This is a genomic window from Sphingomonas flavalba (assembly GCF_047553045.1).
Taxonomy (GTDB): domain Bacteria; phylum Pseudomonadota; class Alphaproteobacteria; order Sphingomonadales; family Sphingomonadaceae; genus Sphingomonas_L; species Sphingomonas_L flavalba_A.
The window spans coordinates 2,338,165-2,360,869 of sequence record NZ_CP180208.1 but is presented as its reverse complement, the minus strand read 5'-3'; the positions used below and the strand labels follow the sequence as shown (position 1 = coordinate 2,360,869).

General features: G+C 72.0%; 26 protein-coding genes and 1 tRNA gene. 21 read left to right on the top strand and 6 right to left on the bottom strand.

What is annotated here, in order from left to right:
• Positions 1-328 precede the first annotated feature (328 nt).
• The 21 genes from ACMT1E_RS11285 (at position 329) to ACMT1E_RS11185 (ending at position 17,934) form a co-directional block, all read left to right on the top strand.
• Complete coding sequence (locus ACMT1E_RS11285) at positions 329-988, top strand: hypothetical protein (protein ID WP_414900318.1); 660 nt, start codon at positions 329-331, stop codon at positions 986-988.
• Complete coding sequence (locus ACMT1E_RS11280; protein WP_414900317.1) at positions 978-2,294, top strand: DNA-packaging protein; 1,317 nt, start codon at positions 978-980, stop codon at positions 2,292-2,294. The genes ACMT1E_RS11285 and ACMT1E_RS11280 overlap by 11 nt, the downstream gene beginning before the upstream one ends.
• A gap of 40 nt (positions 2,295-2,334) precedes the next feature.
• Positions 2,335-3,435 carry a phage portal protein gene (locus tag ACMT1E_RS11275; RefSeq protein ID WP_414900316.1) on the top strand — a complete coding sequence of 367 codons (1,101 nt, stop codon included), beginning with the start codon at positions 2,335-2,337 and terminating at the stop codon, positions 3,433-3,435.
• A complete protein-coding gene (locus ACMT1E_RS11270) occupies positions 3,428-3,736 on the top strand; it encodes a DUF6127 family protein (protein ID WP_136162149.1) in 309 nt (102 codons plus the stop codon). Before ACMT1E_RS11275 ends, ACMT1E_RS11270 begins: the two co-directional genes overlap by 8 nt.
• Positions 3,733-4,101 (top strand): HK97 family phage prohead protease, encoded by a 369-nt coding sequence (locus ACMT1E_RS11265; RefSeq protein WP_414900315.1) that lies wholly within the window; start codon positions 3,733-3,735, stop codon positions 4,099-4,101. Before ACMT1E_RS11270 ends, ACMT1E_RS11265 begins: the two co-directional genes overlap by 4 nt.
• Positions 4,102-4,125: 24 nt before the next feature.
• A complete protein-coding gene (locus ACMT1E_RS11260) occupies positions 4,126-5,196 on the top strand; it encodes a phage major capsid protein (protein WP_414900314.1) in 1,071 nt (356 codons plus the stop codon).
• A gap of 65 nt (positions 5,197-5,261) precedes the next feature.
• The gene (locus tag ACMT1E_RS11255; protein WP_414900312.1) at positions 5,262-5,528 is read left to right on the top strand and encodes a spike base protein, RCAP_Rcc01079 family; all 267 of its coding nucleotides are present in this window, start codon (positions 5,262-5,264) and stop codon (positions 5,526-5,528) included.
• The gene (locus tag ACMT1E_RS11250) at positions 5,528-7,819 is read left to right on the top strand and encodes a hypothetical protein (protein WP_414900310.1); all 2,292 of its coding nucleotides are present in this window, start codon (positions 5,528-5,530) and stop codon (positions 7,817-7,819) included. Before ACMT1E_RS11255 ends, ACMT1E_RS11250 begins: the two co-directional genes overlap by 1 nt.
• Before the next feature lie 74 nt (positions 7,820-7,893).
• Positions 7,894-8,436, top strand: a complete 543-nt coding sequence (locus tag ACMT1E_RS11245) for a head-tail connector protein (RefSeq protein ID WP_414900309.1) — start codon at positions 7,894-7,896, stop codon at positions 8,434-8,436.
• Positions 8,433-8,633: a hypothetical protein gene (locus ACMT1E_RS11240; protein WP_414900307.1), complete on the top strand. Its 201-nt coding sequence runs from the start codon at positions 8,433-8,435 to the stop codon at positions 8,631-8,633. The genes ACMT1E_RS11245 and ACMT1E_RS11240 overlap by 4 nt, the downstream gene beginning before the upstream one ends.
• Complete coding sequence (locus ACMT1E_RS11235; protein WP_414900306.1) at positions 8,630-9,010, top strand: DUF3168 domain-containing protein; 381 nt, start codon at positions 8,630-8,632, stop codon at positions 9,008-9,010. Before ACMT1E_RS11240 ends, ACMT1E_RS11235 begins: the two co-directional genes overlap by 4 nt.
• Before the next feature lie 8 nt (positions 9,011-9,018).
• A complete protein-coding gene (locus ACMT1E_RS11230) occupies positions 9,019-9,426 on the top strand; it encodes a phage major tail protein, TP901-1 family (protein WP_414900304.1) in 408 nt (135 codons plus the stop codon).
• A 41-nt stretch (positions 9,427-9,467) separates the two neighbouring features.
• Positions 9,468-9,725 carry a GTA-gp10 family protein gene (locus ACMT1E_RS11225; RefSeq protein WP_414903399.1) on the top strand — a complete coding sequence of 86 codons (258 nt, stop codon included), beginning with the start codon at positions 9,468-9,470 and terminating at the stop codon, positions 9,723-9,725.
• On the top strand, positions 9,722-9,910 hold the full coding sequence (locus ACMT1E_RS11220) for a phage tail assembly chaperone (protein ID WP_414900302.1): 189 nt from the start codon (positions 9,722-9,724) through the stop codon (positions 9,908-9,910). The genes ACMT1E_RS11225 and ACMT1E_RS11220 overlap by 4 nt, the downstream gene beginning before the upstream one ends.
• The gene (locus tag ACMT1E_RS11215; protein WP_414900301.1) at positions 9,903-10,457 is read left to right on the top strand and encodes a tail tape measure protein; all 555 of its coding nucleotides are present in this window, start codon (positions 9,903-9,905) and stop codon (positions 10,455-10,457) included. The genes ACMT1E_RS11220 and ACMT1E_RS11215 overlap by 8 nt, the downstream gene beginning before the upstream one ends.
• 2 nt (positions 10,458-10,459) lie before the next feature.
• On the top strand, positions 10,460-12,760 hold the full coding sequence (locus tag ACMT1E_RS11210; RefSeq protein ID WP_414903397.1) for a DUF2460 domain-containing protein: 2,301 nt from the start codon (positions 10,460-10,462) through the stop codon (positions 12,758-12,760).
• Positions 12,757-13,569 (top strand): DUF2163 domain-containing protein, encoded by an 813-nt coding sequence (locus ACMT1E_RS11205; RefSeq protein WP_414900300.1) that lies wholly within the window; start codon positions 12,757-12,759, stop codon positions 13,567-13,569. The genes ACMT1E_RS11210 and ACMT1E_RS11205 overlap by 4 nt, the downstream gene beginning before the upstream one ends.
• Before the next feature lies 1 nt (position 13,570).
• The gene (locus ACMT1E_RS11200) at positions 13,571-13,966 is read left to right on the top strand and encodes a peptidoglycan endopeptidase (protein ID WP_414900298.1); all 396 of its coding nucleotides are present in this window, start codon (positions 13,571-13,573) and stop codon (positions 13,964-13,966) included.
• Entirely contained in the window at positions 13,967-16,156 is a 2,190-nt protein-coding gene (locus tag ACMT1E_RS11195) for a phage tail protein (RefSeq protein WP_414900296.1), read from the top strand.
• A 12-nt stretch (positions 16,157-16,168) separates the two neighbouring features.
• Positions 16,169-16,666 (top strand): DUF2793 domain-containing protein, encoded by a 498-nt coding sequence (locus ACMT1E_RS11190; RefSeq protein ID WP_414900295.1) that lies wholly within the window; start codon positions 16,169-16,171, stop codon positions 16,664-16,666.
• 155 nt (positions 16,667-16,821) lie between these two features.
• Entirely contained in the window at positions 16,822-17,934 is a 1,113-nt protein-coding gene (locus ACMT1E_RS11185) for an OmpA family protein (RefSeq protein WP_414900294.1), read from the top strand.
• Positions 17,935-18,265: 331 nt separating this feature from the next.
• On the opposite strand, the gene ACMT1E_RS11180 is transcribed toward ACMT1E_RS11185, so the two are convergent.
• From ACMT1E_RS11180 to ACMT1E_RS11155, 6 genes are all read right to left on the bottom strand, one after another.
• Positions 18,266-18,562 carry a plasmid stabilization protein gene (locus ACMT1E_RS11180; protein WP_414900293.1) on the bottom strand — a complete coding sequence of 99 codons (297 nt, stop codon included), beginning with the start codon at positions 18,560-18,562 and terminating at the stop codon, positions 18,266-18,268.
• Between the two features lie 121 nt (positions 18,563-18,683).
• Positions 18,684-18,758, bottom strand: a tRNA-Thr gene (locus tag ACMT1E_RS11175).
• A gap of 17 nt (positions 18,759-18,775) precedes the next feature.
• A complete protein-coding gene (locus ACMT1E_RS11170) occupies positions 18,776-19,630 on the bottom strand; it encodes a hypothetical protein (RefSeq protein WP_414900291.1) in 855 nt (284 codons plus the stop codon).
• Positions 19,627-19,974 (bottom strand): hypothetical protein, encoded by a 348-nt coding sequence (locus ACMT1E_RS11165; protein ID WP_414900290.1) that lies wholly within the window; start codon positions 19,972-19,974, stop codon positions 19,627-19,629. Before ACMT1E_RS11165 ends, ACMT1E_RS11170 begins: the two co-directional genes overlap by 4 nt.
• Positions 19,971-21,398, bottom strand: coding sequence for a serine hydrolase domain-containing protein (locus ACMT1E_RS11160; protein WP_414900289.1), 1,428 nt, complete (start codon positions 21,396-21,398; stop codon positions 19,971-19,973). Before ACMT1E_RS11160 ends, ACMT1E_RS11165 begins: the two co-directional genes overlap by 4 nt.
• Positions 21,379-22,677: a replication-associated recombination protein A gene (locus ACMT1E_RS11155; protein WP_414900288.1), complete on the bottom strand. Its 1,299-nt coding sequence runs from the start codon at positions 22,675-22,677 to the stop codon at positions 21,379-21,381. The genes ACMT1E_RS11160 and ACMT1E_RS11155 overlap by 20 nt, the downstream gene beginning before the upstream one ends.
• Positions 22,678-22,705 lie beyond the last annotated feature (28 nt).

Below are 22,705 nucleotides of genomic sequence, written 5' to 3'. Positions count from 1 at the left end.
TAGGTAAAATTATATTGACATCGTAACGCTGTTATGGCACATGGGGTCACGGTGAGAGGATGTGAATCGGGGCGGGGCTTCGCGGCCGGATTTTATCTGGCTTTGGCGGTTTGGCCTGCGGCCCGGCGAGGGATTGCCGCGCCCGCTGCGGGGGCTGGCAATGACGAGGGCGCGGACGTGTCGCTGGCGCCGGATTTCTGTCGGATTTGGTGAATTGGCTTGGATCTGGGCGTGGATTGCGGCGTCGCCGGTGGCGGCTCGCAATGACGGCGGCGTGTGCGTTGGAGCCGCGGGGTGTGCCGGGCTGATATTTTCGGGGGGAGCGTGGATGGCGGGGCCGGGGGGCAGACGCGGGACGGCGGCGGCGACTGTGGCGCCGCCCGGCGGGCGGGCGGCGCAGCGTGCGCAGGCCCGGCCGGCCCGCGCCCATGAATGGACGGCGGCCAAGCGGGGGCAGTTCCTCGAGACGCTGGCGCGGACGCTGAACATATCCGCTTCGGCGCGGGCGGCGGGGATGTCGACGGTGTCGGCGCGGGCGCTGAAGCGGCGCGACCCCGGCTTTGCCGAGGCGTGGGCGGAGGCGATGCTGACCGCTTATGACGAATTGGAGATGGCGCTGGTCAAGCGCGCGATCAAAGGCACGCTGAAGCCGGTCTGGCATGGCGGCAAGCGGGTGGGCAGTGAGCGGGTGTTCAACGACGGGCAGGCTCACCAGCTTTTGACCCAGCACCGCGCCACGGTGATGCGGCTGCGCGGCGAGCGGCCCGACGCGGCGCCGGTGCTGGAGCCGGAGGAGGTGATCCGCGCCCGGCTGATTGCCAGGTTCGAGAGCATGGAAGTGCGGCTGAGCGGCGGCGCGGGGGACGATGCGGGCCGGGGTAACGGCGGTGATGGCGGCGACAGCGGCGGTGAGAGTCGCGGGGGCGGCCATGGTGACGGCAGCGGTGAGGGCAAAGGCGAGAGCGGTAGCGGCGGCGATGACCGATGAGCAGGCACGGGTCGAGCGATGGGCGGCGGCGGGCGGCGGGCGGTGGCGCCGCTACCTCGACGCGCTCGATCGGCGGTCGCTGGCGCGGCTGGAGAGCGACTGGGATTTCTGGGGGCGGCCGACGCAGATGGCGCCGCATGGCGACTGGCGCGTCTGGCTGCTGATGGCCGGGCGCGGTTTCGGCAAGACGCGGGCCGGGGCGGAATGGGTGCGGCGACGGGCGGAAAAGGGGCCGCGCGAGCGCATCGCCCTGATCGGCGCGACGATGGGCGAGGCGCGCTCGGTGATGGTCGAGGGCGAGAGCGGGCTGATCGCGATCGCGCCGATCGACAACCGGCCGGACTGGCAGCCGTCGCTGCGCCGGCTGACCTGGCCGAACGGCGCGCAGGCGTTCCTCTATTCGGCCGCCGAGCCGGAATCGCTGCGGGGGCCGCAGCACAGCGCCGCCTGGGCCGACGAGATCGCCAAATGGCCGGAAGGCGAGGCGGCGTGGGACAATCTGATGCTCGGCCTGCGCGCCGGGCGCTGGCCGCGCGCGGTGGCGACGACGACGCCGCGGCCGGTGGCGCTGATCCGCCGGCTGGTGGCGGAAAAGGGGGTGGTGGTGAGCGGCGGGCGGACGGCGGAGAACCGCGCCCACCTGCCCGCCGCCTTCCTGAACGCGATGGAGGAGACATATGGCGGCACCCGGCTGGGCCGGCAGGAGCTGAACGGCGAGTTGATCGACGAGATCGCCGGGGCGCTGTGGACCCGCGCGCTGATTGAGCAATGCCGGGCGCGGCGGTTGCCGGCGGTGGCGCGGGTGGTGGTGGGCGTCGACCCGCCGGCCGGGATCGGCGGCGACGCCTGCGGCATCGTCGCGGTCGCGCTGGGCGAGGACGGGCTGGGCTATGTCGTCGAGGATGCAAGCGTATCCGGCCTTGGCCCCGAAGGCTGGGCGCGGGCGGTGGCGATGGCGGCGGCGCGCAACCGCGCCGACCGGGTGATCGCCGAGGCGAACAACGGCGGGGCGATGGTGGAAAGCGTGCTGCGCGCGGCGGCGGCGCACCTGCCGGTCAGGCTGGTCCACGCCGCGCACGGCAAGGCGGCGCGGGCGGAGCCGGTGTCGGCGCTCTACGCCGCCGGGCGGGTGTTCCATGTCGGCGCGTTCGCCGCGCTGGAGGACGAGATGTGCGGGCTGGTGGCGGGCGGCGGTTATCAGGGGCCGGGGCGATCGCCCGACCGCGCCGACGCGCTGGTCTGGGCGCTGGCCGAGTTGATGCTGGCCGGCCGGAGCGGGACGGTCGGGGTGCGGTTGCTGGGATAGGCGCGGGCGGCGCCGGACGGCGGATTCTGGGGAGACGGGGATGAGGTGGTTCGGACGCAAGGCCGGGCGGGATGCCGCGCGGCCGGCGCTGGCGCGCGGGTTTTCGGGCGCGGTGCTGGGCGAGTGGCCGCGCGCTTACGAGGCGCAGGCGCGCGATGCCTATGCCGGGAACGCGGTGGCGCAGCGGGCGGTGCGGCTGATTGTCGAAGGGCTGGGGCAGGCGCCGGTCTTTGCGTCGGAAGCGGCGGCGGGGCCGCTGGTGACGGGCGCGCTGCTGGAGATGATTGCCTGCCACATGCTGCTCCACGGCAATGCGTTCGTCGAGCTGCTCGGCGACGGCGACGGGCGGGTGGCGGAGCTGTTTCCGCTCAGGCCGGAGCGGGTGACGGTGGAGGTCGACGCGCGCGGCTGGCCGGCCGCTTACCTCTACCGCGCCGGGACGACGGCGACGCGGCTGATGGCGGAGGATGCGGCCGGGCGGCCGGCGCTGGTCCATATCCGCGCGCTGAACCCGCTCGACGACCATTACGGGATGGGCTGCCTGGGCGCCGCGTCGGGCGCGGTGGCGATCCACAACGCGGCGACGCGGTGGAACAAGGCGCTGCTCGACAATGCCGCGCGGCCGTCCGGCGCGCTGGTCTACGACCCGGGCGAGAAGGGGGCGGCGCTGTCCGCCGAGCAGTTCGACCGGCTGAAGGCGGAGATGGACGCCTGCTTTGCCGGGGCGGGCAATGCCGGGCGGCCGATGCTGCTGGAGGGCGGGCTGAAATGGCAGGCGCTGAGCCTGTCGCCTGCCGACATGGATTTCGTCGGGCTGAAGGCGACGGCGGCGCGCGAGATCGCGCTGGCGTTCGGCGTGCCGCCGTTGCTGCTCGGCCTGCCGGGCGACGCGACCTTCGCCAATTACCGCGAGGCCAACCGGGCATTGTGGCGCGAGACCATCCTGCCGCTGCTCGGCAAGATCCTCGACGCGCTGGGCGGGGCGCTCAGCGCATGGTGGCCGGGGGTGACGTTCAGCGTCGACCTCGACCTGGTCCCGGCGCTGTCGGAGGACCGGGAACGGCTGTGGAAGGCGCTGACGGCGGCCGATTTCCTGAGCGACGCCGAGAAGCGCGAGATGCTGGGGTTCGACAATGGCTGAGGATGCGGTGCTGGCGCAGCTGCTGCGCCAGGCGGAGGCGCGCGGCGCCGATATCGGCACGCTGCGCGCGCTGGTCGAGGAGGCGAGCGAGCGCGGGGCGCGGCGGGCGCTGGCGTCGATCGGTCTGGCCGATGCCGGGGCGGGAGGGGACATCATGCAATTGCGGGAATTGTTGCGGGCGTGGCGCGACGCGAAAACGTCGGCGTTGCGCGCCGCCGTCGGCTGGGTGGTGCGGCTGCTGCTGGCGCTGCTGCTGCTCGGCATTGCGGTCAAGCTGGGGTTCTGGGGCGCGGCGCGGTGAGGTTCGCCGGCTATGCCGCGGTGTTCGACGCGGTCGACAGGGGCGGCGACGTGGTGCGGCGCGGCGCATTCGCCGGGGCGGGCGCGGCGGTGCCGCTGCTGTGGCAGCACCGGCGGGCGCTGGGCACCGTCGAGATGCTGGCCGAGGACGGGCGCGGGCTGCGGGTGATCGCTCGTGTGCCCGACGGCGACCCGGCGGCGGCGCTGGTCCGGGGCGGACAGGTGACCGGCCTGTCGTTCGGATACCGGGTGAAGGCGGCACGGGGGTGCGCCCCGCGCGAGCTGATCGCGCTGGAATTGCTGGAAGTCAGTCTGGTGACGGCACCGATGCAGCCGCTGGCGCGGGTGCATGCGGTCGAGGGGTGAGGTTCGATGGGCGAGGAGACGAGCATGATTGAGGTGAAGGCGGAAACGCTGGAGGCGTCGTTCGACGCGGTTGCGGGCGCGGGGGCCGGGGTGGCGATGATGCGGCCGGCGCTGGCCGGGGCGGTCGACGGCGGCGGGCGGCAGGCGTTCGTCGACGGGTACTTGCGGCGCGGCGCGACGGCGGAGCTGAAAAGCTTCAGCGGGGCGAGCGGCGGCGACGGCGGCTATGCGGTGCCGCGCGAGATCGACGCGGCGATCGACGCGACGCTGAAAGACATCTCGCCGATCCGGGCGATCGCCAATGTCGTGCGGGTCGGGTCGAGCGGCTATCGCAAGCTGGTGACGTCCGGCGGCGCCCGGTCCGGCTGGGCGACGGAGACCGGGGCGCGGGCGGAGACCGACACCCCGGATTTCCACGAGATCGCGCCGCCGATGGGCGACCTGTACGCCAACCCGGCGGCGAGCCAGGCGATGCTGGACGACGCGGCGTTCGACGTCGAGGAATGGCTGGCCGGGGAGATCGCCCGCGAATTCGCCGCCGCCGAGGGCGCCGCCTTCGTCAGCGGCAACGGCGCCGGCAAGCCCAAGGGATTCCTGTCCGGCCCGATCAGCGACGCGGCGGACGGCGCGCGCGCGTTCGGCACGCTGCAATATATCGCGTCGGGTGCCGTCGGTGGCTTTGCCGCCAGCAACCCGCAGGATCGGCTGATCGACCTGATCCAGACGCTGCGCGCGCCGTACCGGCAGGGTGCCGCCTTCGTGATGAACGCGGCGACCTGCGCGCGCATCCGCAAGTTCAAGACGTCGGACGGCGCCTTCCTGTGGCAGCCGGGGTTGGCGGCGGGACAGCCGGACACGCTGCTCGGCTATCCGGTGGTCGAGGCGGAGGACATGCCCGACATCGCCGCCGACGCCTTTGCAATCGCGTTCGGCAACTTCAAGGCCGGATACCTGATCGCCGAGCGCGGCGAGACCGGCATCCTGCGCGACCCGTTCACCAACAAGCCGTTCGTCCACTTCTACGCGACCAAGCGGATCGGCGGCGCGGTGTCGAACAGCGAGGCGATCAAGTTGATGAAGTTCGCCGCGGCCTGAGCGCCATCCGGGGGCGCCGGTGGCGGCGCCCCCGCCCGATACGACGAAATTGCAGGGGACATGAGATGACGGACGTCTTTGCCGGGGCGGTCGACAGCGCGACCGCGCCCGCGACCGATGCGCGCGCGGTGGTGCCGAGCGACAGCGAGGCGCTGGGGGCGGTGCCGAAGGCGCTGTATGTCGGCGGGGCCGGCGACATCGTGATGCGCGGCGTCCATGGCGGTGCCGACGCGACGTGGAAGGCGGTGCCGGCGGGCACGATAGTGCCGTTCCGCGCCAGCCATGTGCGGGCGACCGGGACCACCGCCACCGCCATACTGGCGCTGTATTGATGAGCGTCCTGGGATTCGCGATCGAGCTGGCGCAGCGGCGGACCGGGGCGGCCGCTCCGCCGCCGCCGGAGGCGGCGATCGTTAGCCTTGTCGTCGGCGATGCGACGCCGATCGACCCGGATGGTGGCGGGATCGGCATTGCCGGTGACGGCTGGACGGCGCAGATCCGCCTGCCGCTGATCGCCGGTGCGGCGTTCGACCCGGAAAAGCTGACCCTGACGGTGGCCGACCCCGGATACGACACGGCCGGGGCGGCGACTGTGCGGACGCGGCAGATACACGGCACCCGCATCCTGCGCCGGCAATATCCGAACGCGGCGGAACGGCTGGCGGGCGACGACGGGGCGACGGCTACGGTGACGATTGCGCTGTCCGACCTGATCTATGCCGGGTCGACGGTGGTATCGGTCGACTGCGCGGCCGGATACTACGGCGCGGCGGCGGCCGGTGCGGTGGCGGGCGGTGCGATCGTCAACGCATCGACCCGCGCCTATTACAAGCCGCTGTTCGCCTGGCTGAACCTGCAGCAGGAGCGGGCGACCGGCGCCGGTTTCGCGGTCGAGGGCGTCGCCTATCACCGCCACGCGATGAACGGCCAGCAGGTCGCCTGCGTCGCCTATACCGGATCGGACGGGACGCACACCGCTGCGCCGCAGGTCTGCGGCGCCCCGGCGCTGTCCGACATCCAGACCAGCGGCAATATCGTCGAGGCGTGGAAGGCGAGCGTGCCGCTGGCGGCGCTGGACCAGGGCACGTTGTCCACGGTCAATGCCCGTGTCTATCCGTGGATCGGCGATGCGTCGGCGGTGCTCGACCTGGCGGCGGATGGCGTCGCCTGGCCGACCGCCAACCCGCAAACGCCGCTGCGCTTCCTGTGCGATAAGACCGGCGGCTATGGCGGGCTGGAGGCGTGGGTGAAGGCGGGGGTGTCCGGCGGGGCGGTCGGGTCGCGATCCACCCCCTATCCGACGCTGATCGCGGCGCTGGCCGGGCTGGCGGCGGCGAACAATGCCACCAAGGGCCATAACGACCATAGCGGATCGACGGTGTGGCTGATGGATGACGGCGCCGGCGGCGCGGTCGACCACGGCATTGCCGGCGATATCGCCACTGCCGCCGGCCTGTGCTGGACGACGATTGCGGTTGATCCGTTGGCGACCGGTGCGGTCAGGCTGAGTGTCGGCAACGGTGCGTCGCGGACATTCGCCGGGCTTGGCCTGTACCGTTTCGCCTGCCCGGTGGTGCAACTGACCAGCCACAATCTGAACGGCGGCAGCGACGTGAATTCCGCGATGCTGGCGTTTGACGGGCCGTTCGACGGCAATGGCGGCACGGTGACGCCGCTCAACTACCGGGTCGGGCTGATCTGGATGCGGAACGGCACGCTGACCGGCATGACCAATGGCAACGCCAACCCGCTGGCGTCGATCGGCGTGGCGCGGCGCGAGCAGGTGGTGCTGGCGCTGGGCCTGAGCTGGGCGCCGGGTGTGAACATGGCGATCGCGGCGTTCACGACGATCGGCTGCCGGTTCAGCCGGGTGACGCCGGGCGAGCACCAGACGAGCTTTGCCCAATGGGACAGCGACGACGGGCGGATATTCGCCAACAACCGCTGTCTCGACATGCGATCGCCGGCGCTGTTCGGCGACAAGCGGGCGTATCAACGCGGGCTGGCGCTGGTCCAGAACGTGTTCGAGCGGGCGAATGTGGCCAATGCGCCGGCGTTGCAGATTGGCGCGGACGGCAGTGTCGCCGCGCTCGACAACCTGCTGATCGCCTATGGCACCGTGCCGGGCGACGCGACCGAGAACCGGACGAACTGGTGCTATGCCGACGCCGCCGGTGCCGCCGGGGTGATCAGGCGCGGCGTCGCGCTGTACAGCATCTTTGCCGAATATAACTGCAAGTCGGACAGCTTCACCACCGTGTCGACGGCGACCGGGCGGGTCGGCAACCACGAGCTGCTCTACACCGTCGGCGGGCGCGGAAATGTCTGCGTCAACGGATCGACCGGCGGTAGCCGGGTGCCCGGCGTGCCTGAGGCGAGCGACAACTGGCTGGGCGAATATTGGGAAACGGGATCGCTGCCGGCGGGCGCCGTCATCGGCTTTGTCCAGATGCGGGCCGGGGGCGCGGCGGCCGGGGGCGGCGGCGACTATCGCCTGACCGGCGAGACGAACGCCGCCTATGCGCGGGTGCCGGCCGGGCTGGCCGGCCTGCGCTTTGCACTGGACGGTGCGGCGCGGCGCAACGACGGAACCGGCGCCGCCGGGGCCTATGAACGTAGCTGAGCGGGGGAGAGCGAGATGACAGCCGAGGCACAGGCCGCCGCGCCGGGCGCGGTGGCGATGACGGCGCGCGGCCGATGATCGGCGCCGCACCGATTCCGCCGGGGGCGATCGCCGCGGCGATCGATCCGATCAGGGCCTATCTGCGGATCGACCATGATGGCGACGACGCGGCGCTGCTGGCGCTGGCGGCGACGGCGATCCGGCTGGGCGAGGGGTTTTGCGGGCAGGTGCTGATCGCCCGGACGCTGGACGAGGTGGTGCCGGTGGCGCGCGAATGGCGGCGGCTGGCGACGACGCCGGTGCGCGCGATTGTGGGCGTCGCCGGGCTGCCCGCCGAGGGGGCCGCCTTTCCTCTGCCGGTCGGCGCCTATGCGATCGACATCGACGCCAATGGCGACGGCTGGCTGCGCGTCACCGCCCCCGGCACCGCAGGGCGGGCGCGGGTGACGATGGACGCCGGGATGGCGGCGGACTGGGCGACGCTGGCCGAACCGATCCGCCAGGGAGTGGTGCGGCTGGTCGCCCACCTTCACCTCCACGGCGACGATGGCGACAGCGCGCCGCCGGCGGCGGTGGCGGCGCTGTGGCGGCCGTTCCGGCGGATGCGGCTGCGATGAGCGCGGCGGACTGGGGCGCGTGGGCGCGGGCGCTGGGCGAGCGGCGGCGGCGGGCGGCGATCGCGCGGGTGGCCGCCGCGCTCACCGATGACGGGATTGAGGCGGTGGCGACCGACGACGGCGTGGCGGCGGCGCGGCCGCTGGACGAGGCCAGCCGGCGGGCGGTGGCGCTGATGGCGCGGGAGATGCTGGGATGAGCGGCGCGGTCGAGGCGGTGCAGGCGGGGCTGGCGCGGGCGATCGGCACGGTCGCGGGCGTCCACCTGTTCGAAGGGCCGCCGGCGCGGGTCGGCTTTCCCCATGCGGTGATCGGTGAGGCGGTGGCCGGCGACTGGGGCGCCAAGGGCGTGCGCGGGCGCGAGGTGCGCACGGCGGTGACGCTGGTCGACGATGGCGCCGGGCCGGCGCGGCTCAACGCGCTGATCGGCACGGTCGAGGATGCGATCGAGGCGATGGACCCGGCGCTGGGCGGATGGCGGATGGCGAGCCTGGTGCTGCTGCGCGCGCGGATGGCGCGGGACCGGGGCGGGTGGCGCGCGACGATCGAATATCGGGTGCGGGTGCTGGAGCAATAGGAGGCGGTATGGCTGCGGAAAAGGGAAGCGCGTTTCTGTTGAAGGTGGGCGACGGGGCGGAGGTGCCGGCGTTCGCGACGGTGGCCGGGCTGCGCACGACGCAGCTTTCAGTCAACGGGCAGGCGGTGGAGATCACCAGCAAGGATTCGGGCGGCTGGCGCGAATTGCTGTCGGGGGCGGGGGTGCGCTCCGTCTCCGTATCCGGCGCCGGCATCTTCACCGGATCGGCGGCGGAGGGGCGGATCAAGGCGAGCGCGCTGGCCGGGACGCTCGACGATTACGAGCTGAGCTTCGAGGGCGGCGAACGGATGCGCGGGCGGTTTCTGGTGACGCGGCTCGACTATGCCGGGGATTATAACGGCGAGCGCAATTACACGCTGAGCCTGGAAAGTTCCGGCGCGGTCGCGTCGCTGTGAACCCGGCGCGGGGGGAGGCGGCGATTGCCGTCGGCGGCGACATGCTGGTGCTGCGGCCGAGCTTTGCCGCGCTGGTCGCCGCCGAGCAGGAACTGGGACCGCTGTTCGCGCTGGTCGAGCGGGCGGCGGCGGGCGGGATGGCGCTGGGCGAGATGGTGGCGTTGTTCTGGCATTGCCTGACGGCGCGGCCGGCCGGGCTGACTCGCGCGGCGTTCGGCGAGGCGGTGGCGGCGGGCGGGCTGGCGCGGGCGACGCCGGTGCTGCGCGTGCTGCTGATGCAGATCCTGCAAGGACGATGATGTTTGCCGAGAGCGCGGCGCGGCTGGCCGGGGTTGCCGGGGCGCTGCTCGGCTGGCGGCCCGATGAATTCTGGGATGCGACGCCCGCCGAACTGGCGGCGGTGATCGGCGCGCTGGCCGGCGAGACGCCGGCGGCGGACGGCGGCGATGTCGCGCGGTTGATGGAGATGTTTCCCGATGGATGAGGAAATCGAGCGGCTGGTGGTGGCGGTGCGCGCCGACACCGCCGGCTTTGCCCGCGACGTGCAGGCGATGCGCGGCGAACTGGACGGTGGGTTGGGCAAGGGCGCGGAGCGGGCGGGGCGGACGATCGAGACCGCGCTGCTGCGCGCGGTCAGGACCGGCAAGCTGGGGTTCGAGGACCTGAAGAAGGTGGCCATGGCGGCGATGGCGCAGATTGCCAGTGGCGCGATCCGCGCCGGGCTGGGCACATTGTTCGGCGGCGGGGTGCAGGGCGTGGCGGCGGCGGTGCTGGGCGGCCTGCCGGGGCGGGCGACCGGCGGGCCGGTGGCGCCGGGCGCCGCCTATCGCGTCGGCGAGCGCGGGCCGGAATTGTTCGTGCCGACGAGCAGCGGGCGGATCGAGGCGCAGGCGCCGGGCGGCGGCGCGCGCGAGGTGCGGGTGGCGATTACGATCAACGCGGCGGGCGGCGGCGACGCGCCGCAGATGCTGGCGCGGTCGAGCCGGCAGGTGGCGCGGGCGGTGCGCCAGGCGCTGCTGGCGGGGGAGTGAGCATGGGCTGGTGGCTGGCGCAGGGGCGCGAGGGGCAGGAGAGCGGGTTCATCAAGCGGTTCGACCCGGCCTATTGGACGCTGAATTTTCCGCGGCCGATGATGGCGTCGGCGGTGACGCGCGGGGCGGACGGGCTGCGGATCGACGCGACCTTTTACCGCGCCGACGATCTGGCCGGGTTGATCTGGGAAGCGGAGGACCGGTTCGACCACCCGCTGCTTGCCTATGAGACAGCGCGGGATTTTCGCGGGTGCCGGCTGGCGTTCCGCTGGAAATCGGGCGGGGTGATGCCGTTAGACGCGGTCAACGGCCCGACGCTGACCATCGAGGGGCGCGACGCGGCGGGCGCGGCGCGGACCTGGCTGGTCCGGCTGTGGAATTATGCCGAGGGCACGCCGGAGGACGCGGCGGTGGTGCTGGATTTCGACGCGCTCGCCGGCGGATTCGCGTTGCCCGGCGAGGCCGATCCGGTGTGGGCGGGGGATATCGACCGGCTGTTCGTGTCGCTGGTCGCGCCGGGCTTTACCGGTGCGGACGCGGCGCTGGCGGCGCCGGCGGAAGGGTGGGTGGAGCTGAGCGGCATCGCCTGCGACGGGGCGGGATCGGTGCTGGAGATCGGCGACGTGCTGATCCCGGCCAACGGGCTGGCGATCGCCACCGGCTATGACGACGCCTATCACCTGACGCCGGAGCGGGTGCTGCGGCAGGCGCTGCAATTGGGCTATCGCGGCGCGATCAACCATTATGTCGGGATGAGCCATTATTTCCGGCTGGGCGTGGACGGCACCGTCGATCCGGCCGGGCCGGCGCTGAACGGCGCGGCGGCGGCGTGGCACCGCGATTTCGCCGCGCGGGCGCGGGGGCTGGGGTTCGGGCTGATCCTGTCGCTGTCCTACGAGCTGCTCGCCATGCATTGCCCGGAAGGCTGGAAGCAGCGGGCGGCGGACGGCGCCCCGGCGCTGACCGGGTGGGAGCCGCCGTCGGCGCTGCTGTCACCGGCGCATGACGGGGCGATGGATTATCTGCAAAAGGTGGCGCGGGCGTTTGCCGCGATCGCGCGCGACGCCGGGCTGGCGGTGCGCTTTCAGGTCGGCGAGCCGTGGTGGTGGGTGATGCCGGACGGGCGGATCTGCCTGTACGACGCGGCGGCGGTCGTCGCGATCGCGCCGGCGGCGATCGGCGACGTGCGCGGCGCGTTGGATGCGGCGCAGACGGCGACGCTGGACCGGGCGGGGGCGGCGCTGGCGGCGTCGACGGCGGCGCTGGTCGCGGCGGTGCGCGGCGAGGCGCCGGGGGCGGAGGCGCTGTTGCTGGCCTATCTGCCCGGCGTGCTCGACCCGGCGGCGCCGGAGGTGCGGCGCGCGAACATGCCGGTCGGCTGGGCGCGGCCGGCGTTCGATGTACTGCAACTGGAAGATTACGACCATGTCACCGTCGGCAACCGCGGGGCGACCGCGCGGGCGGTGGCCGAGGCGGAGGCGCGGCTCGGCTATCCGGTCGCGGAGCAGCATTATTTTTCCGGTTTCGTGTTGCGGCCGGAAGATGCCGGACAGTGGCGGCACATAGCGGGGGCGGCGGAGGCGGCGCGGGCGCGCGGGGTGGCGGCGGCGTTCGTCTGGGCATTGCTGCAGGTGGCGCGTGACGGGTTCGTGGCGTTCGACGAGGGGGAGGCGGCGGTGCAGGCGTTCGATGATGTGGATTTTCCGCTGGCGATCGGCCGGGAGGCGGCGGTGACGCCGGAATTTTCGACCGCGATCGTCACCACCGGCGGTGGCTGGGAACAGCGCAGTGCCGACTGGGCCGATGCGCGGCTGCGCTTCGACGCCGGGCCGGGGGTGCGATCTGAAGCGGACGTGCAGGCGCTGATCGGGTTTTTCCGGGCGCGGCACGGCGCGGCGCGGGGGTTCCGCTTCCGCGATCCGTTCGACGACAGTTCGAACGGCATGACCGGGGCGCCGGATGCGGGGGACCAGCGGATCGGTACGGGCGACGGGGTGACGACCGAATTCGCGCTGACCAAGAGCTATGGCGATGGCGGGGAAGCGCAGATGCGGCGGATCAGCCGGCCGGTGACGGAGAGCGTGCGCGTTGCCGTCGATGGTGTCGTGGCGGGCGGCTGGACGTTGGGCGAAGGCGGGGTGGTGCGGTTCGACGCGGCACCGGCGGCAGGCGCGGTTGTCAGCGCCGGCTTCCGCTTCGCCGTGCCGGTGCGCTTTGCCGAGGATCGGCTGGAGGTCAGCCGGGCGACGTTCCTCGCCGGGGCGGTGGCGTCCGTTCCGCTGGTCGAGGTACGCGAGGGATGAGCGGGCTGCTCGACGCGCCGCTGGGCGCGATCGCCTTTTGCTGGCGGATCGCCCGGCGCGACGGCGTGACTTTGGGCTTCACCAGCCACGACCGCGACCTGGAGATGGACGGGCTGCGCTATCGCGCGGCGCCGGGAATGCTGCCGTCGGCGATCGAGAAGAGTGACGGAATCGACCCGGATTCGGTCGAGGTGAGCGGGGCGCTGACCGCCGCGGCGATCAGCGCCGACGACCTGGCGGCCGGGCGCTGGGACGGGGCGGCGGTGCGGCTGTTCGCCACCGACTGGACGGCGCCGGGCGAGGCGCTGGTGCTGCTGCGCGGGACGTTCGGTGCAGTCGAGCAGGCGCGGGGGACATTCAGCGTCGCGCTGAACGGGCCGACCGCGCTGCTCGACGCGCCGGCAAGCGAGGCGACGTCGCCGACCTGCCGCGCCGAACTGGGCGACCGGCGCTGTCGTGTCGCGTTGCGCGGGCGGCGGCGGATGGCGCGGGTGGTGGCGGCGGACGGCGCGACGGTGACGCTGGATGCCGCCGAGCCGGGCGCGAACGCGTGGGGCAACGGGCTGCTGCGCTGGATCGACGGGCCGAATGGCGGGACGAGCGCGGCTGTGCTGGCATCGAGCGGGGCGGTGGTGACGCTGGCCGAGCCGCCGGCCTTTGCGGTGAGCGCGGGCGCGCGGGTGCTGCTGACCGAGGGATGCGACAAAAGGCTGGCGACTTGCGCCGGGCGCTTTGCCAACGCGGTCAATTTTCGAGGCGAGCCGTTCCTGCCCGGCAACGACCTGCTGACCCGCTATCCGGGGGAATGAGATGACGGGGGCGGCGGTGGCGGCGGCGGCGCAGACGCTGGTCGGCGCGCGTTTCCGGCTGCACGGGCGCGATCCGCGCTTTGGGCTGGATTGCGTTGGCGTGGCCGCCTGTGCGCTGCGCGGGGCCGGGCATGCGGGGGCGGTGCCGGAAGGTTACGCGCTGCGCGGCGGCAACGCCGATGGCTGGGCCGCGCGGCTGGATGCAGCCGGGCTGGTGCGCGCGGACGAGGACGCGCCGGGCGACGTGATGCTGCTGGCGACCGGGCCGGGACAGTTTCACCTCGCGGTGCTGACGGCACGCGGGTTCGTCCATGCCGACGCCGGGCTGCGCCGGGTGGTCGAGGTGCCGGGGCGGCCGGGCTGGCCGGTGATCGGGGTGTGGCGAGTGGAGGACTGAATGGCGACGCTGTTGCTGACCGGGCTGGGGAGGATGCTGGGCGGGCCGCTGGGCGGCGCGGTCGGCGCGATCGTCGGCCAGACCTTCGACCAGGCGGTGCTGTTCAAGCCGAAGGGGCGGCAGGGGCCGCGGCTGGGTGACCTGTCCGTCCAGACATCGTCCTACGGATCGCCGATCCCCAGGCTGTTCGGGACGATGCGGGTGGCAGGGACGGTGATCTGGGCGACCGACCTGATCGAGGACCGACACAAGAGCGGCGGTGGCAAGGGGCGGCCGTCCGTCACCAGCTACAGCTATTCGGCGTCGTTCGCGGTGCTGCTGTCGGCGCGGCCGATCCGGCGGGTCGGGCGGATCTGGGCCGACGGCAAGCTGCTGCGCGGGGCGGCGGGGGATTTCAAGACCGAGACCGGCTATCGCCTCCATTTGGGCGGCGAGGACCAGCCGGTCGACCCGCTGATTGCCGCCGCCGAGGGCATGGCGATGACGCCGGCGCAGCGCGGCGGCGCCTATGCGGTGTTCGAGGGGTTCCAGCTTGGCGCCTATGGCAACCGCATCCCGTCGCTGACCTTTGAGGTGGAGGCGGATGCAGGGCCAGTCGGTGTCGGCGCGGTCATTGGCGCGCTGACCGGCGGGGCGGTGGGCGGAGAGGTGCCAGCGGCGTTCGGCGGCTTCGCCGCGTCCGGCGACAGCGTGCGCGCGGTGATCGACAGCATCGCCGATGCGGTGCCGTTGTCGATCAGCGATGATGGGACGGCGCTGACACTGGCGGGGGCGGCGCCGGGGGCGGTGATCGGCGCTGGCGAGCGGCGGGCGGCGGCCGGTGGCGCCGATGACGAGCAGGACAGCCGGGCGGCGGCGGGCAGCCTGCCGGCGGAGGTGACGGTGAGCTATTACGAGCCGGCGCGGGATTATCAGGCCGGGTTGCAACGCGCGCGGCGGCCGGGGCCGGGGCGGGGGGCGCTGGCCATTGCATTGCCGGCCGCGCTGGACGCCGGGGCGGCGAAGGCGCTGGCCGAGGCGCGGATCGCCCGCGACGCCGCCGGGCGGCTGCGGCGGCGGGTGGCGCTGGGCTGGCGGCGGATGGCGATCCGGCCCGGCGACCGCATCGGCTTTGCCGGCGAGGGCGGGCGCTGGCGGGTGGCGGGATGGACGCTGGAGCGGATGGCGCTGGCGCTCGATCTGGTGCGGGAGACGAGTGCGCCGATGCTGGCGCCACCCGCCGCAGAGCCGGGGCGGGGCAATGCCGCGCCCGATTTGGTGCATGGGCCGACCGTCGTCCACCTGCTCGACCTGCCGCCGATCGAGGATGTGGCGCCCAGCGAACCGCGGTTGTTTGTCGCGGCAGCCGGGCCGGAGCCGGGCTGGCGCCGCGCCGCGCTGCTGCTGTCGACTGATGACGGCGGGCGGTGGCAGCCAATTGGGGCGACGGCGGCGCCGGCGGTGATCGGCGTGGCCGAGACCGTGTTGCCGGCGGGCAGCACGACGCTGTTCGACGCGCAAAATGCGGTGACGGTGGTGCTGCTGAACGACGCGGTGGCGTTGGCCGGCGCCGACGACCCCGCGCTGATTGGTGGCGCCAATCTGGCGCTGATTGGCGAGGAATTGATCCAGTTCGGCGCGGCCGAGCCGCTGGGCGGCGGGCGCTGGCGGATAACGCGGCTGCTGCGCGGGCGGCGGGGGACGGAGTGGGCGATAGGCGGCCACGCGGCGGACGAGCGGTTCGTACTGATCGAGGCGGAGGCGCTGGCGCGCTTCACCCCGCCGGCGAGCGCGGTCGGCGGCACCATCCGGGTCATGGCGAGCGGGGTCGGCGACGGTGCCGGCGCGGCCGAGGCGTGGGTTGAGGCGGCCGGCTGCGGGATGCGGCCGCCGGCGCCGATAGCGCTGGCCGCCATGCCGCTGGGCGATGGCGGATTCGCCTTGCGCTGGACGCGGCGGAGCCGGGACGGCTGGCTGTGGCGCGACGGCGGCGACGTGCCGGTCGGCGAGCCGGAGGAGGCGTATCGTGTCAGCTTCACCCGCGCCGACGGCAGCGTACGGGCGGCGGCGGCGGCGGTGCCGACGCTGGTTTATCCGCCAGCCGACGTTGCCGGGGACGCGGCGCATGGCGCGCAGGTGACGATAACCGTGGTCCAGCAGGGCGGGCTCGCCGCGTCGCGCCCGGCCACCCTTGTTCTGTCGATAGGCTGAGGAGCCGGTGCTATGACTGAGATGACGAGTGCGCGGCTGGGCCTGCCCTATCTGGCCGCCGGGCAGGCGCAGAAGGAGGTGGCGCATAACGAGGCGCTGGCGCTGATCGACGCCGCCTGCATGGCCGCCGCCGAATCGATGGACCTTGCCGTGCCGCCGGGTGATGCCGCGCCGGGCCAATGCTGGATCGTGGCGGCGGGAGGCAGTGGCGCCTGGGCCGGGCGCGACGGCGCGCTCGCCTGCATGACCGACGGGGGCTGGCGGTTCCTGCCGCCGGTCATGGGCATGCGGCTGTGGATCGGTGACCGCGGCCTGTGGGCGAACTGGGCCGGTGGCTGGACCGTGGGGATCGCGCCTGTGGCGGAAATCCACGTCGACGGGACGCGGGTGATCGCGGCGCGGCAGGCGGCGGTCGCGGTTCCGAGCGGGGGCGCGACGATTGACGGCGAGGCGCGGGCCGCGATTGCCGCGCTGATCGGCCGCTTGCAGGCCCATGGGCTGATCGGGTGATCGGATCGCCGTCGAAATGGACCGAATGTCGACTTAAAAGACACGAAACTGCGACATTTCGGCAACAATTGCGCGAATTGGGCGCTTGCGTGGAAACCAAGCTGACGGTAACGAGTTACGGCTGTCCTTGGTGACACACGAGAAAGGGGATTGTTATGCGGAACCTTGCCGTTGCGATGGCGCTCGCCACCACGGTACTTGCCTCGCCCGCCGTGGCGAAGGACAAGGCCTGGTATGTGGGCGTCGAAGGCGGCGCGATGATCGTGGAAGATGTCAATCTTGACATCGCCGGGATCAACAACGCGGTCAAAGTCGATCATCATTACGGCTATGATGTCGACGGAATCATCGGCTACGATTTCGGCCCTGCTCGCCTCGAGGCTGAGGTCGGCTATCGTAGCGCCAACATCACCGGCCTGAGCAGCACCGTTCCGGTCCCGGTCGGCAACGTGACCGTTCCGGGCACGCGTTACAACGACGCGGGCGGCACCGCTTCGGCGCTGAGCTTCATGGTCAACGGCATGTTCGATTTCGGCGACGATGACAGCCTGAACGGCTTCATCGGTGGCGGCGTCGGCGTCGCGCGGGCGAAGTTCAACTACGCGGTCGCGCGTAGCGGCGGCTTCCTCGACGATTCCGATACCAAGTTCGCCTGGCAGGTCATCGCGGGCATTCGTGCGCCGCTGACCGACCGGATCGATGTCGGCCTGAAGTATCGCTATTTCACGGTCAACGACGTCAAGCTGGTCGATTCGATCAACCGCGACGTTCGCACCTCGCTGCGGACCCACAGCGTGCTGGGCAGCCTGATCTTCAACTTCGGCGATGTGGCACCGCCGCCGCCGCCGCCGCCTCCCCCGCCGCCGCCGCCTCCCCCGCCGCCTCCGCCTCCGCCGCCTCCGCCGCCGGAAGTGGTGTGCACGCCGGGGCCGTACATTGTCTTCTTCGAGTGGGACAAGGCGGACATCACGCCCGAGGCTGCGTCGATCCTCGACAACGCCGTCACGGCGTATGGCAGCTGCGGCCAGGCCCAGGTCATGGTGGCGGGTTACACCGACACCTCTGGTACGCCGCGCTACAACCTCGGCCTTTCCGAGCGCCGCGCTGCTGCGGTCAGCAACTACCTGCAGCAGAAGGGCGTGCCGGACGGGGTGATCTCCGCCAAGGGCTATGGCGAGACCAACCTGCGCGTCGAGACCGCCGATGGCGTGCGCGAACTGCAGAACCGTCGGGTGGAAATCACCTACGGTCCGGGTTCGGGCAACTAAGCGCTCGAAAAGCCAAAATCGGGAGCCGGCGTTCGCGCCGGCTCCCTTTTTTGTGTCTGTCGTTCAGGAGGGATTGTGGATAGGCGCCGGCCCGCCGATGATTCTGCCAAGGCCGCGGATGGTGCCGGTGTACGGGGCGCGCGTGGCTGACGCCCATTGCGGGCGGGGCGCTTCAATAATGGCTGTTGGGGAGCCGTGACCGCGCGTTTCGCGGCAGTCCGGCGCGATCGGCGGGTGTGCCTTACGCGCTGTGTTCCGGCTTTTGTGGGCGCAGGACGGAAAGCCGGGCGGGCAGCAAGCGCATTGTCGCGCCGTACCCTTCGGGTGGAAGCTATGTCTTGGCGGCGTTGCGGCGGCGGGTAACCCAGCCCTTGCGCGCCGCCGCCGAGCGTTGCTCTGCCGAGCCGGATTTATGCGCCCGCCCGCCGCGCGCGGCAGACTGGTGGGTATCGGGCACGCCGCGTCCTGACCCGGACTTATTGCCGCCGCCGGACTCCTTGTTGACGGTGGCCCATGCGCGGCGTTGCGCCTCGTCTTCCGGCACGCCGCGTTCCTCATAGCCTTGCGCGATATGCCGCGCCTTGCGTTTCTGCTTGTCGGTATAGGCGTCCTTGTCGCCGCGGGGCATGGCCATTCTCCTGATCGACCCGCTCGGTTGCGTGAACGCATGACCGCGCGCCGCGTATCCGTGACGGGCGGATAGCAGGGGGACGGCGATGTCCGGGGGGTGGTGCGGTGGCGATGCGGGGTGGTGCCGGGTGAGGGGATCGAACCCCCGACCTTCGGTTTACAAAACCGCTGCACTACCGCTGTGCTAACCCGGCCCGCGCGCCCCCATGCGTCAGACGACGCCGAAGGTCCAGCCCTCCGTTGCGGCGATCGCGGCGGTGAGTGGCGGCGGTTGCCACAGCGATGGTCGCTCAGCGTTGCGGCGCAGCCAGGCGGCCGCGAGCAACGCGTCGGTACGGTGATCGTCATAGCGGGCAAGGGGGGCGTGAGGGCGGCTGCCGAGCGCGGCAAGCGCCATATCGAGCGCCCCGGCATCACGCAGCTTGCTTCGCCCCTTGCGCAACCCGGCGGCACGCGCGGCGATAGCGGTGTAGATCTCGACAACCAGCGGGCCGGTATCGGGCAGCGGATCGAACGGCCAGACCGGTCGGTGCGGCGTGAGGTGATGGAGCAGGCGCATGCCGGCGAAGCTGGCCTTGGCCACCTGCGCCGCGCCGATCGCGTCGTAAACGGTTGACGGCTTGCCGCCGCCGCCGGCGTTGTAATGCGCTTCGCAGCGCCGCAGGTACATATAGTCCGCCTTGCGGCCGTCGGCGGCGCCGAAATAGAAGTGGTGGCGGTGGAGGGTTTCAAGCAGGCTGGCGGCGCCGAGATCGACATCGTCGCACTGGCGGTCGACATAGGCCCAGAACGGCTTCGCCCGATCCGGCACCGCGTCGCCGGGCAGATAGCCGCCGCGTTCGATCAGCGGCGGCGCGAAGCTGAAGTCGAAGCCGACCAGCACCGCATCGCGCTGCGCCAGCACCCAGTCGCGGATCGCGGTGCGCGACCAGGCGCCGCCGTGCGGCGGGACGAGAACCGGTGCCGTGTCGCCCGGTTCGCATATTGCCAGCGCAATGCCGGGGTGGCGCGCACCCTTCGCGCCGGACCAGTCGATCGCGGCGAAACGGGTGAAGCGCGGGATCATATCTTTCCGCGTGACCGGACCTTCGGTCGCGCCGCGTTCCAGTCACGGGCCTGGCCGATCATCGCCAGCACCCGTTCCGGGTCGGCGGTGGCGTAGCGAATCAGCACCGCGGGCCAGCCCGCATAGTGTTCGGTCTGCCAATAGGTGTCGGGATCGGTCTCCTTCAGCATCTCCACCGTATCGCGGTCGATGTGCAGGCAGAAGGCGCCGTCCGCCCGGCCCGGCGACAGGAAGACCCGGCCGTTGCCGGCGACCTTGACCGCCGGCGCGCCGTAGCTGGTGCCGCGCTCCGTGTCGGGAAGGGCGAGCGCATGGGCGACGACCCGATCCCAGTCGAGCGTCATTCCCCGGTGTCCGGCGCCGTCAGCGTTGCCAGTATGTCGGCGGTGAAGCGATCAATGGCGAAGCGCGCCTTGGTGTTTTCAAGGCCGAGGCGGACAACGACGGTATTCCTGTCAGGCACGATCATCACATACTGGCCGCGATTGCCCTGCGCGGCGTAGCTGCCGGCGGGCAAACCCTGCGCTTCGCCGAACAGCCAGAATGTCGCGCCATAGCCCGCCCCTTCCGCCGGCTGTGGGCCGGCGGGATTGCGGACATAGGCAGTCCAGCCTGCCGGCAGGACCCGTTCGCCCTGCCACATGCCGTCCTGGGCGTAGAGCAGGCCGAAGCGGGCGAGGTCGCGCGCCGTCGTCCACACCTGGCTCGACAGGATGAAATTGCCCTGCCAGTCCGTTTCCGCGACGGTACGGGTCATGCCGAGCCGGCGGAACAGCATATAGGGATAGGACAGCATCCGCGCGTCGCCGAGGGTGGCGCGCAGCCCGCGCACCGCCAGTACGATATCGTTGTTGGCATAGCGGAAACGCCGCATCGGCGTGGCTTCCAGCGGCCAGCCGGGGGCCTGTTCAGTCACCGTCGTGCCGCCGAAATACAGGGCATCGGTGCGGTTGCCGGCACTGTCGCTGTGCAGGCCGGACGCCATGCGCAGCAGCATGTCGGTGGTGATCGCGGCGCGGGGATCGCCCGGCGCCTGCCATTCCGGGATTGGCGCGGGGGCGGTGGGGTCGAGCAACCCTTCCTGCGCTGCGTGGCCGATCAGCGTGCCGGCCATGCTCTTCGCGACCGACCATGTGCGCTGGGCGATATTCTTGCCGAAGCCGTCGCGATAATGCTCCGCGACGATCCGCCCGTCCTGCAGGACAATGACGGCGGTGGTGTCGGTATCGGCGCCGTAGCTCTGCCGGTCGAAGGCGGCGGCCACCGCCTTGTCGAGCGCCGCCTGGTCGCCGCGCGCCGGCGCGGTGGCGCCGATGTCGCCCATCGGCCAGGGCAGGTTGTCCTGCGGGCCACCGCCCAGCGTGGTCAGCCGCGGGACCCGGCGCGCGGCCGCCGCATCGGCGCCGATCGGCAGCGTCGCGCAGCCGAGCAGCGGGCGCCAGACGGCGATGCGCGGCGGCAGCGCGTCGTCGAACGCGACCGAGACCGTCCTGGCGGCGCTGTCGACCTTTGCCGGGAGCGACGGGATGAGCGGTTCCAGTTCTGGGTAGATGCCGATCAGTTCTTCCGCTTCGACCTGCGCCTGGGTGCGGCCGGCGACGAACAGGCCGCTGCACAGGAAGGCGGCCTTGTACCCGGCGGCGAGAGCGCGGGTGTACGGCGTCTCTCCCGGCGCGGGCAGTTGCTGGGCGGCGCCCGCCGTCGGCAGCAGCAGGGCGGCGGCGGCGAGCGCCTTGGCAAGGCGGCGGTCAATCGCGTTTGCGCGCACGCAAATCCTCCCAATAGGCGATCCGTTCGGCGATCCGTTTCTCGAAACCGCGTTCGACCGGGCGGTAGAAGGTCTGCGCCTGCATCCCTTCCGGCCAATAATCCGCGCCGGAGAATCCGTTCGCCTGATCATGATCATAGGCGTAATCCTTGCCGTAGCCGATGTCTTTCATCAGTCGGGTCGGTGCGTTCAGGATATGGGCCGGGGGCATCAGAGATCCGCTGTCCTTCGCGCTGCGCCACGCCGCCTTCTGCGCCCGGTAGGCGGCGTTGGATTTGGGCGCGGTCGCCAGATAGAGGCAGGCCTGGACGATCGCCAGTTCGCCCTCCGGCGAGCCGAGGAAGTCGTAGGCGTCCTTGGCGGCAAGGCACTGGACCAGCGCCTGCGGGTCGGCGAGGCCGACATCCTCCGACGCGAAGCGGACGAGGCGACGCAGCACGTAGAGCGGCTCTTCCCCGGCGACGAGCATCCGCGCGAGATAGTAGAGCGCGGCCTGCGGGTCGGACCCGCGCAGCGATTTGTGCAGGGCCGAGATCAGGTTGTAATGCCCCTCCCGGTCCTTGTCGTAGGCGGCGAGGCGACGGTGGAGCAGCGCCGACAGCGCGGCCGGATCGAGCGGCTCCGCCAGCGCGACGGAGAACAGCGTCTCCGCCTGGTTGAGCAGGAAGCGGCCGTCGCCGTCGGCGCTGGCGACCAGCGCCTCGCGCGCCGCCGGGGTCAGCGGCAGCGGCCGCCCCTCCACTTCCTCCGCCCGGTCGAGCAGGGTGGTCAGCGCCGCCGCGTCCAGCCGGTGGAGGATCAGTACCTGCGCCCGCGACAACAATGCCGCGTTCAGTTCGAAAGACGGATTCTCGGTCGTCGCGCCGACCAGGGTGACGGTGCCGTCTTCGACATAGGGCAGGAAACCGTCCTGCTGGGCGCGATTGAAGCGGTGGATCTCGTCGACGAACAGCAGGGTGCGGTGGCCGGTGCGGGCGTGGTCGCGGGCCTGGGCGAAGACCTTTTTCAGATCGGCGACGCCGGAGAATACCGCCGAAATCGCTTCGAAGCGCAGGCCGACCGCGTCGGCAAGCAGCCGCGCGATTGTCGTCTTGCCGGTGCCGGGCGGTCCCCACAGGATCATCGACGACAGCCGCCCGGCGGCGACCATCCGGCCAATCGCGCCTTCCGGCCCGGTCAGATGGTCCTGGCCGACGACCTCCGCCAGTGCGCGCGGGCGCAGGCGGTCGGCAAGCGGGGCGGCGGCGGGTTCGGATTCGGAAGCAAATAGGTCGGCCATGCCGGGCCAAGATAGCGTCCCGCCGGCA

Coding starts and splice junctions, on each gene's coding strand:
- ACMT1E_RS11275 (WP_414900316.1), top strand. CDS start 2,335: ATGAGGTGGTTCGGACGCAAGGCCGGGCGGGATGCCGCGCGGCCGGCG.
- ACMT1E_RS11280 (WP_414900317.1), top strand. CDS start 978: ATGACCGATGAGCAGGCACGGGTCGAGCGATGGGCGGCGGCGGGCGGC.
- ACMT1E_RS11235 (WP_414900306.1), top strand. CDS start 8,630: ATGAGCGGCGCGGTCGAGGCGGTGCAGGCGGGGCTGGCGCGGGCGATC.
- ACMT1E_RS11230 (WP_414900304.1), top strand. CDS start 9,019: ATGGCTGCGGAAAAGGGAAGCGCGTTTCTGTTGAAGGTGGGCGACGGG.
- ACMT1E_RS11255 (WP_414900312.1), top strand. CDS start 5,262: ATGACGGACGTCTTTGCCGGGGCGGTCGACAGCGCGACCGCGCCCGCG.
- ACMT1E_RS11180 (WP_414900293.1), bottom strand. CDS start 18,562: ATGCCCCGCGGCGACAAGGACGCCTATACCGACAAGCAGAAACGCAAG.
- ACMT1E_RS11245 (WP_414900309.1), top strand. CDS start 7,894: ATGATCGGCGCCGCACCGATTCCGCCGGGGGCGATCGCCGCGGCGATC.
- ACMT1E_RS11195 (WP_414900296.1), top strand. CDS start 13,967: ATGGCGACGCTGTTGCTGACCGGGCTGGGGAGGATGCTGGGCGGGCCG.
- ACMT1E_RS11210 (WP_414903397.1), top strand. CDS start 10,460: ATGGGCTGGTGGCTGGCGCAGGGGCGCGAGGGGCAGGAGAGCGGGTTC.
- ACMT1E_RS11240 (WP_414900307.1), top strand. CDS start 8,433: ATGAGCGCGGCGGACTGGGGCGCGTGGGCGCGGGCGCTGGGCGAGCGG.
- ACMT1E_RS11170 (WP_414900291.1), bottom strand. CDS start 19,630: ATGATCCCGCGCTTCACCCGTTTCGCCGCGATCGACTGGTCCGGCGCG.
- ACMT1E_RS11155 (WP_414900288.1), bottom strand. CDS start 22,677: ATGGCCGACCTATTTGCTTCCGAATCCGAACCCGCCGCCGCCCCGCTT.
- ACMT1E_RS11220 (WP_414900302.1), top strand. CDS start 9,722: ATGATGTTTGCCGAGAGCGCGGCGCGGCTGGCCGGGGTTGCCGGGGCG.
- ACMT1E_RS11190 (WP_414900295.1), top strand. CDS start 16,169: ATGACTGAGATGACGAGTGCGCGGCTGGGCCTGCCCTATCTGGCCGCC.
- ACMT1E_RS11250 (WP_414900310.1), top strand. CDS start 5,528: ATGAGCGTCCTGGGATTCGCGATCGAGCTGGCGCAGCGGCGGACCGGG.
- ACMT1E_RS11200 (WP_414900298.1), top strand. CDS start 13,571: ATGACGGGGGCGGCGGTGGCGGCGGCGGCGCAGACGCTGGTCGGCGCG.
- ACMT1E_RS11205 (WP_414900300.1), top strand. CDS start 12,757: ATGAGCGGGCTGCTCGACGCGCCGCTGGGCGCGATCGCCTTTTGCTGG.
- ACMT1E_RS11185 (WP_414900294.1), top strand. CDS start 16,822: ATGCGGAACCTTGCCGTTGCGATGGCGCTCGCCACCACGGTACTTGCC.
- ACMT1E_RS11225 (WP_414903399.1), top strand. CDS start 9,468: ATGCTGGTGCTGCGGCCGAGCTTTGCCGCGCTGGTCGCCGCCGAGCAG.
- ACMT1E_RS11285 (WP_414900318.1), top strand. CDS start 329: ATGGCGGGGCCGGGGGGCAGACGCGGGACGGCGGCGGCGACTGTGGCG.
- ACMT1E_RS11260 (WP_414900314.1), top strand. CDS start 4,126: ATGATTGAGGTGAAGGCGGAAACGCTGGAGGCGTCGTTCGACGCGGTT.
- ACMT1E_RS11270 (WP_136162149.1), top strand. CDS start 3,428: ATGGCTGAGGATGCGGTGCTGGCGCAGCTGCTGCGCCAGGCGGAGGCG.
- ACMT1E_RS11165 (WP_414900290.1), bottom strand. CDS start 19,974: ATGACGCTCGACTGGGATCGGGTCGTCGCCCATGCGCTCGCCCTTCCC.
- ACMT1E_RS11215 (WP_414900301.1), top strand. CDS start 9,903: ATGGATGAGGAAATCGAGCGGCTGGTGGTGGCGGTGCGCGCCGACACC.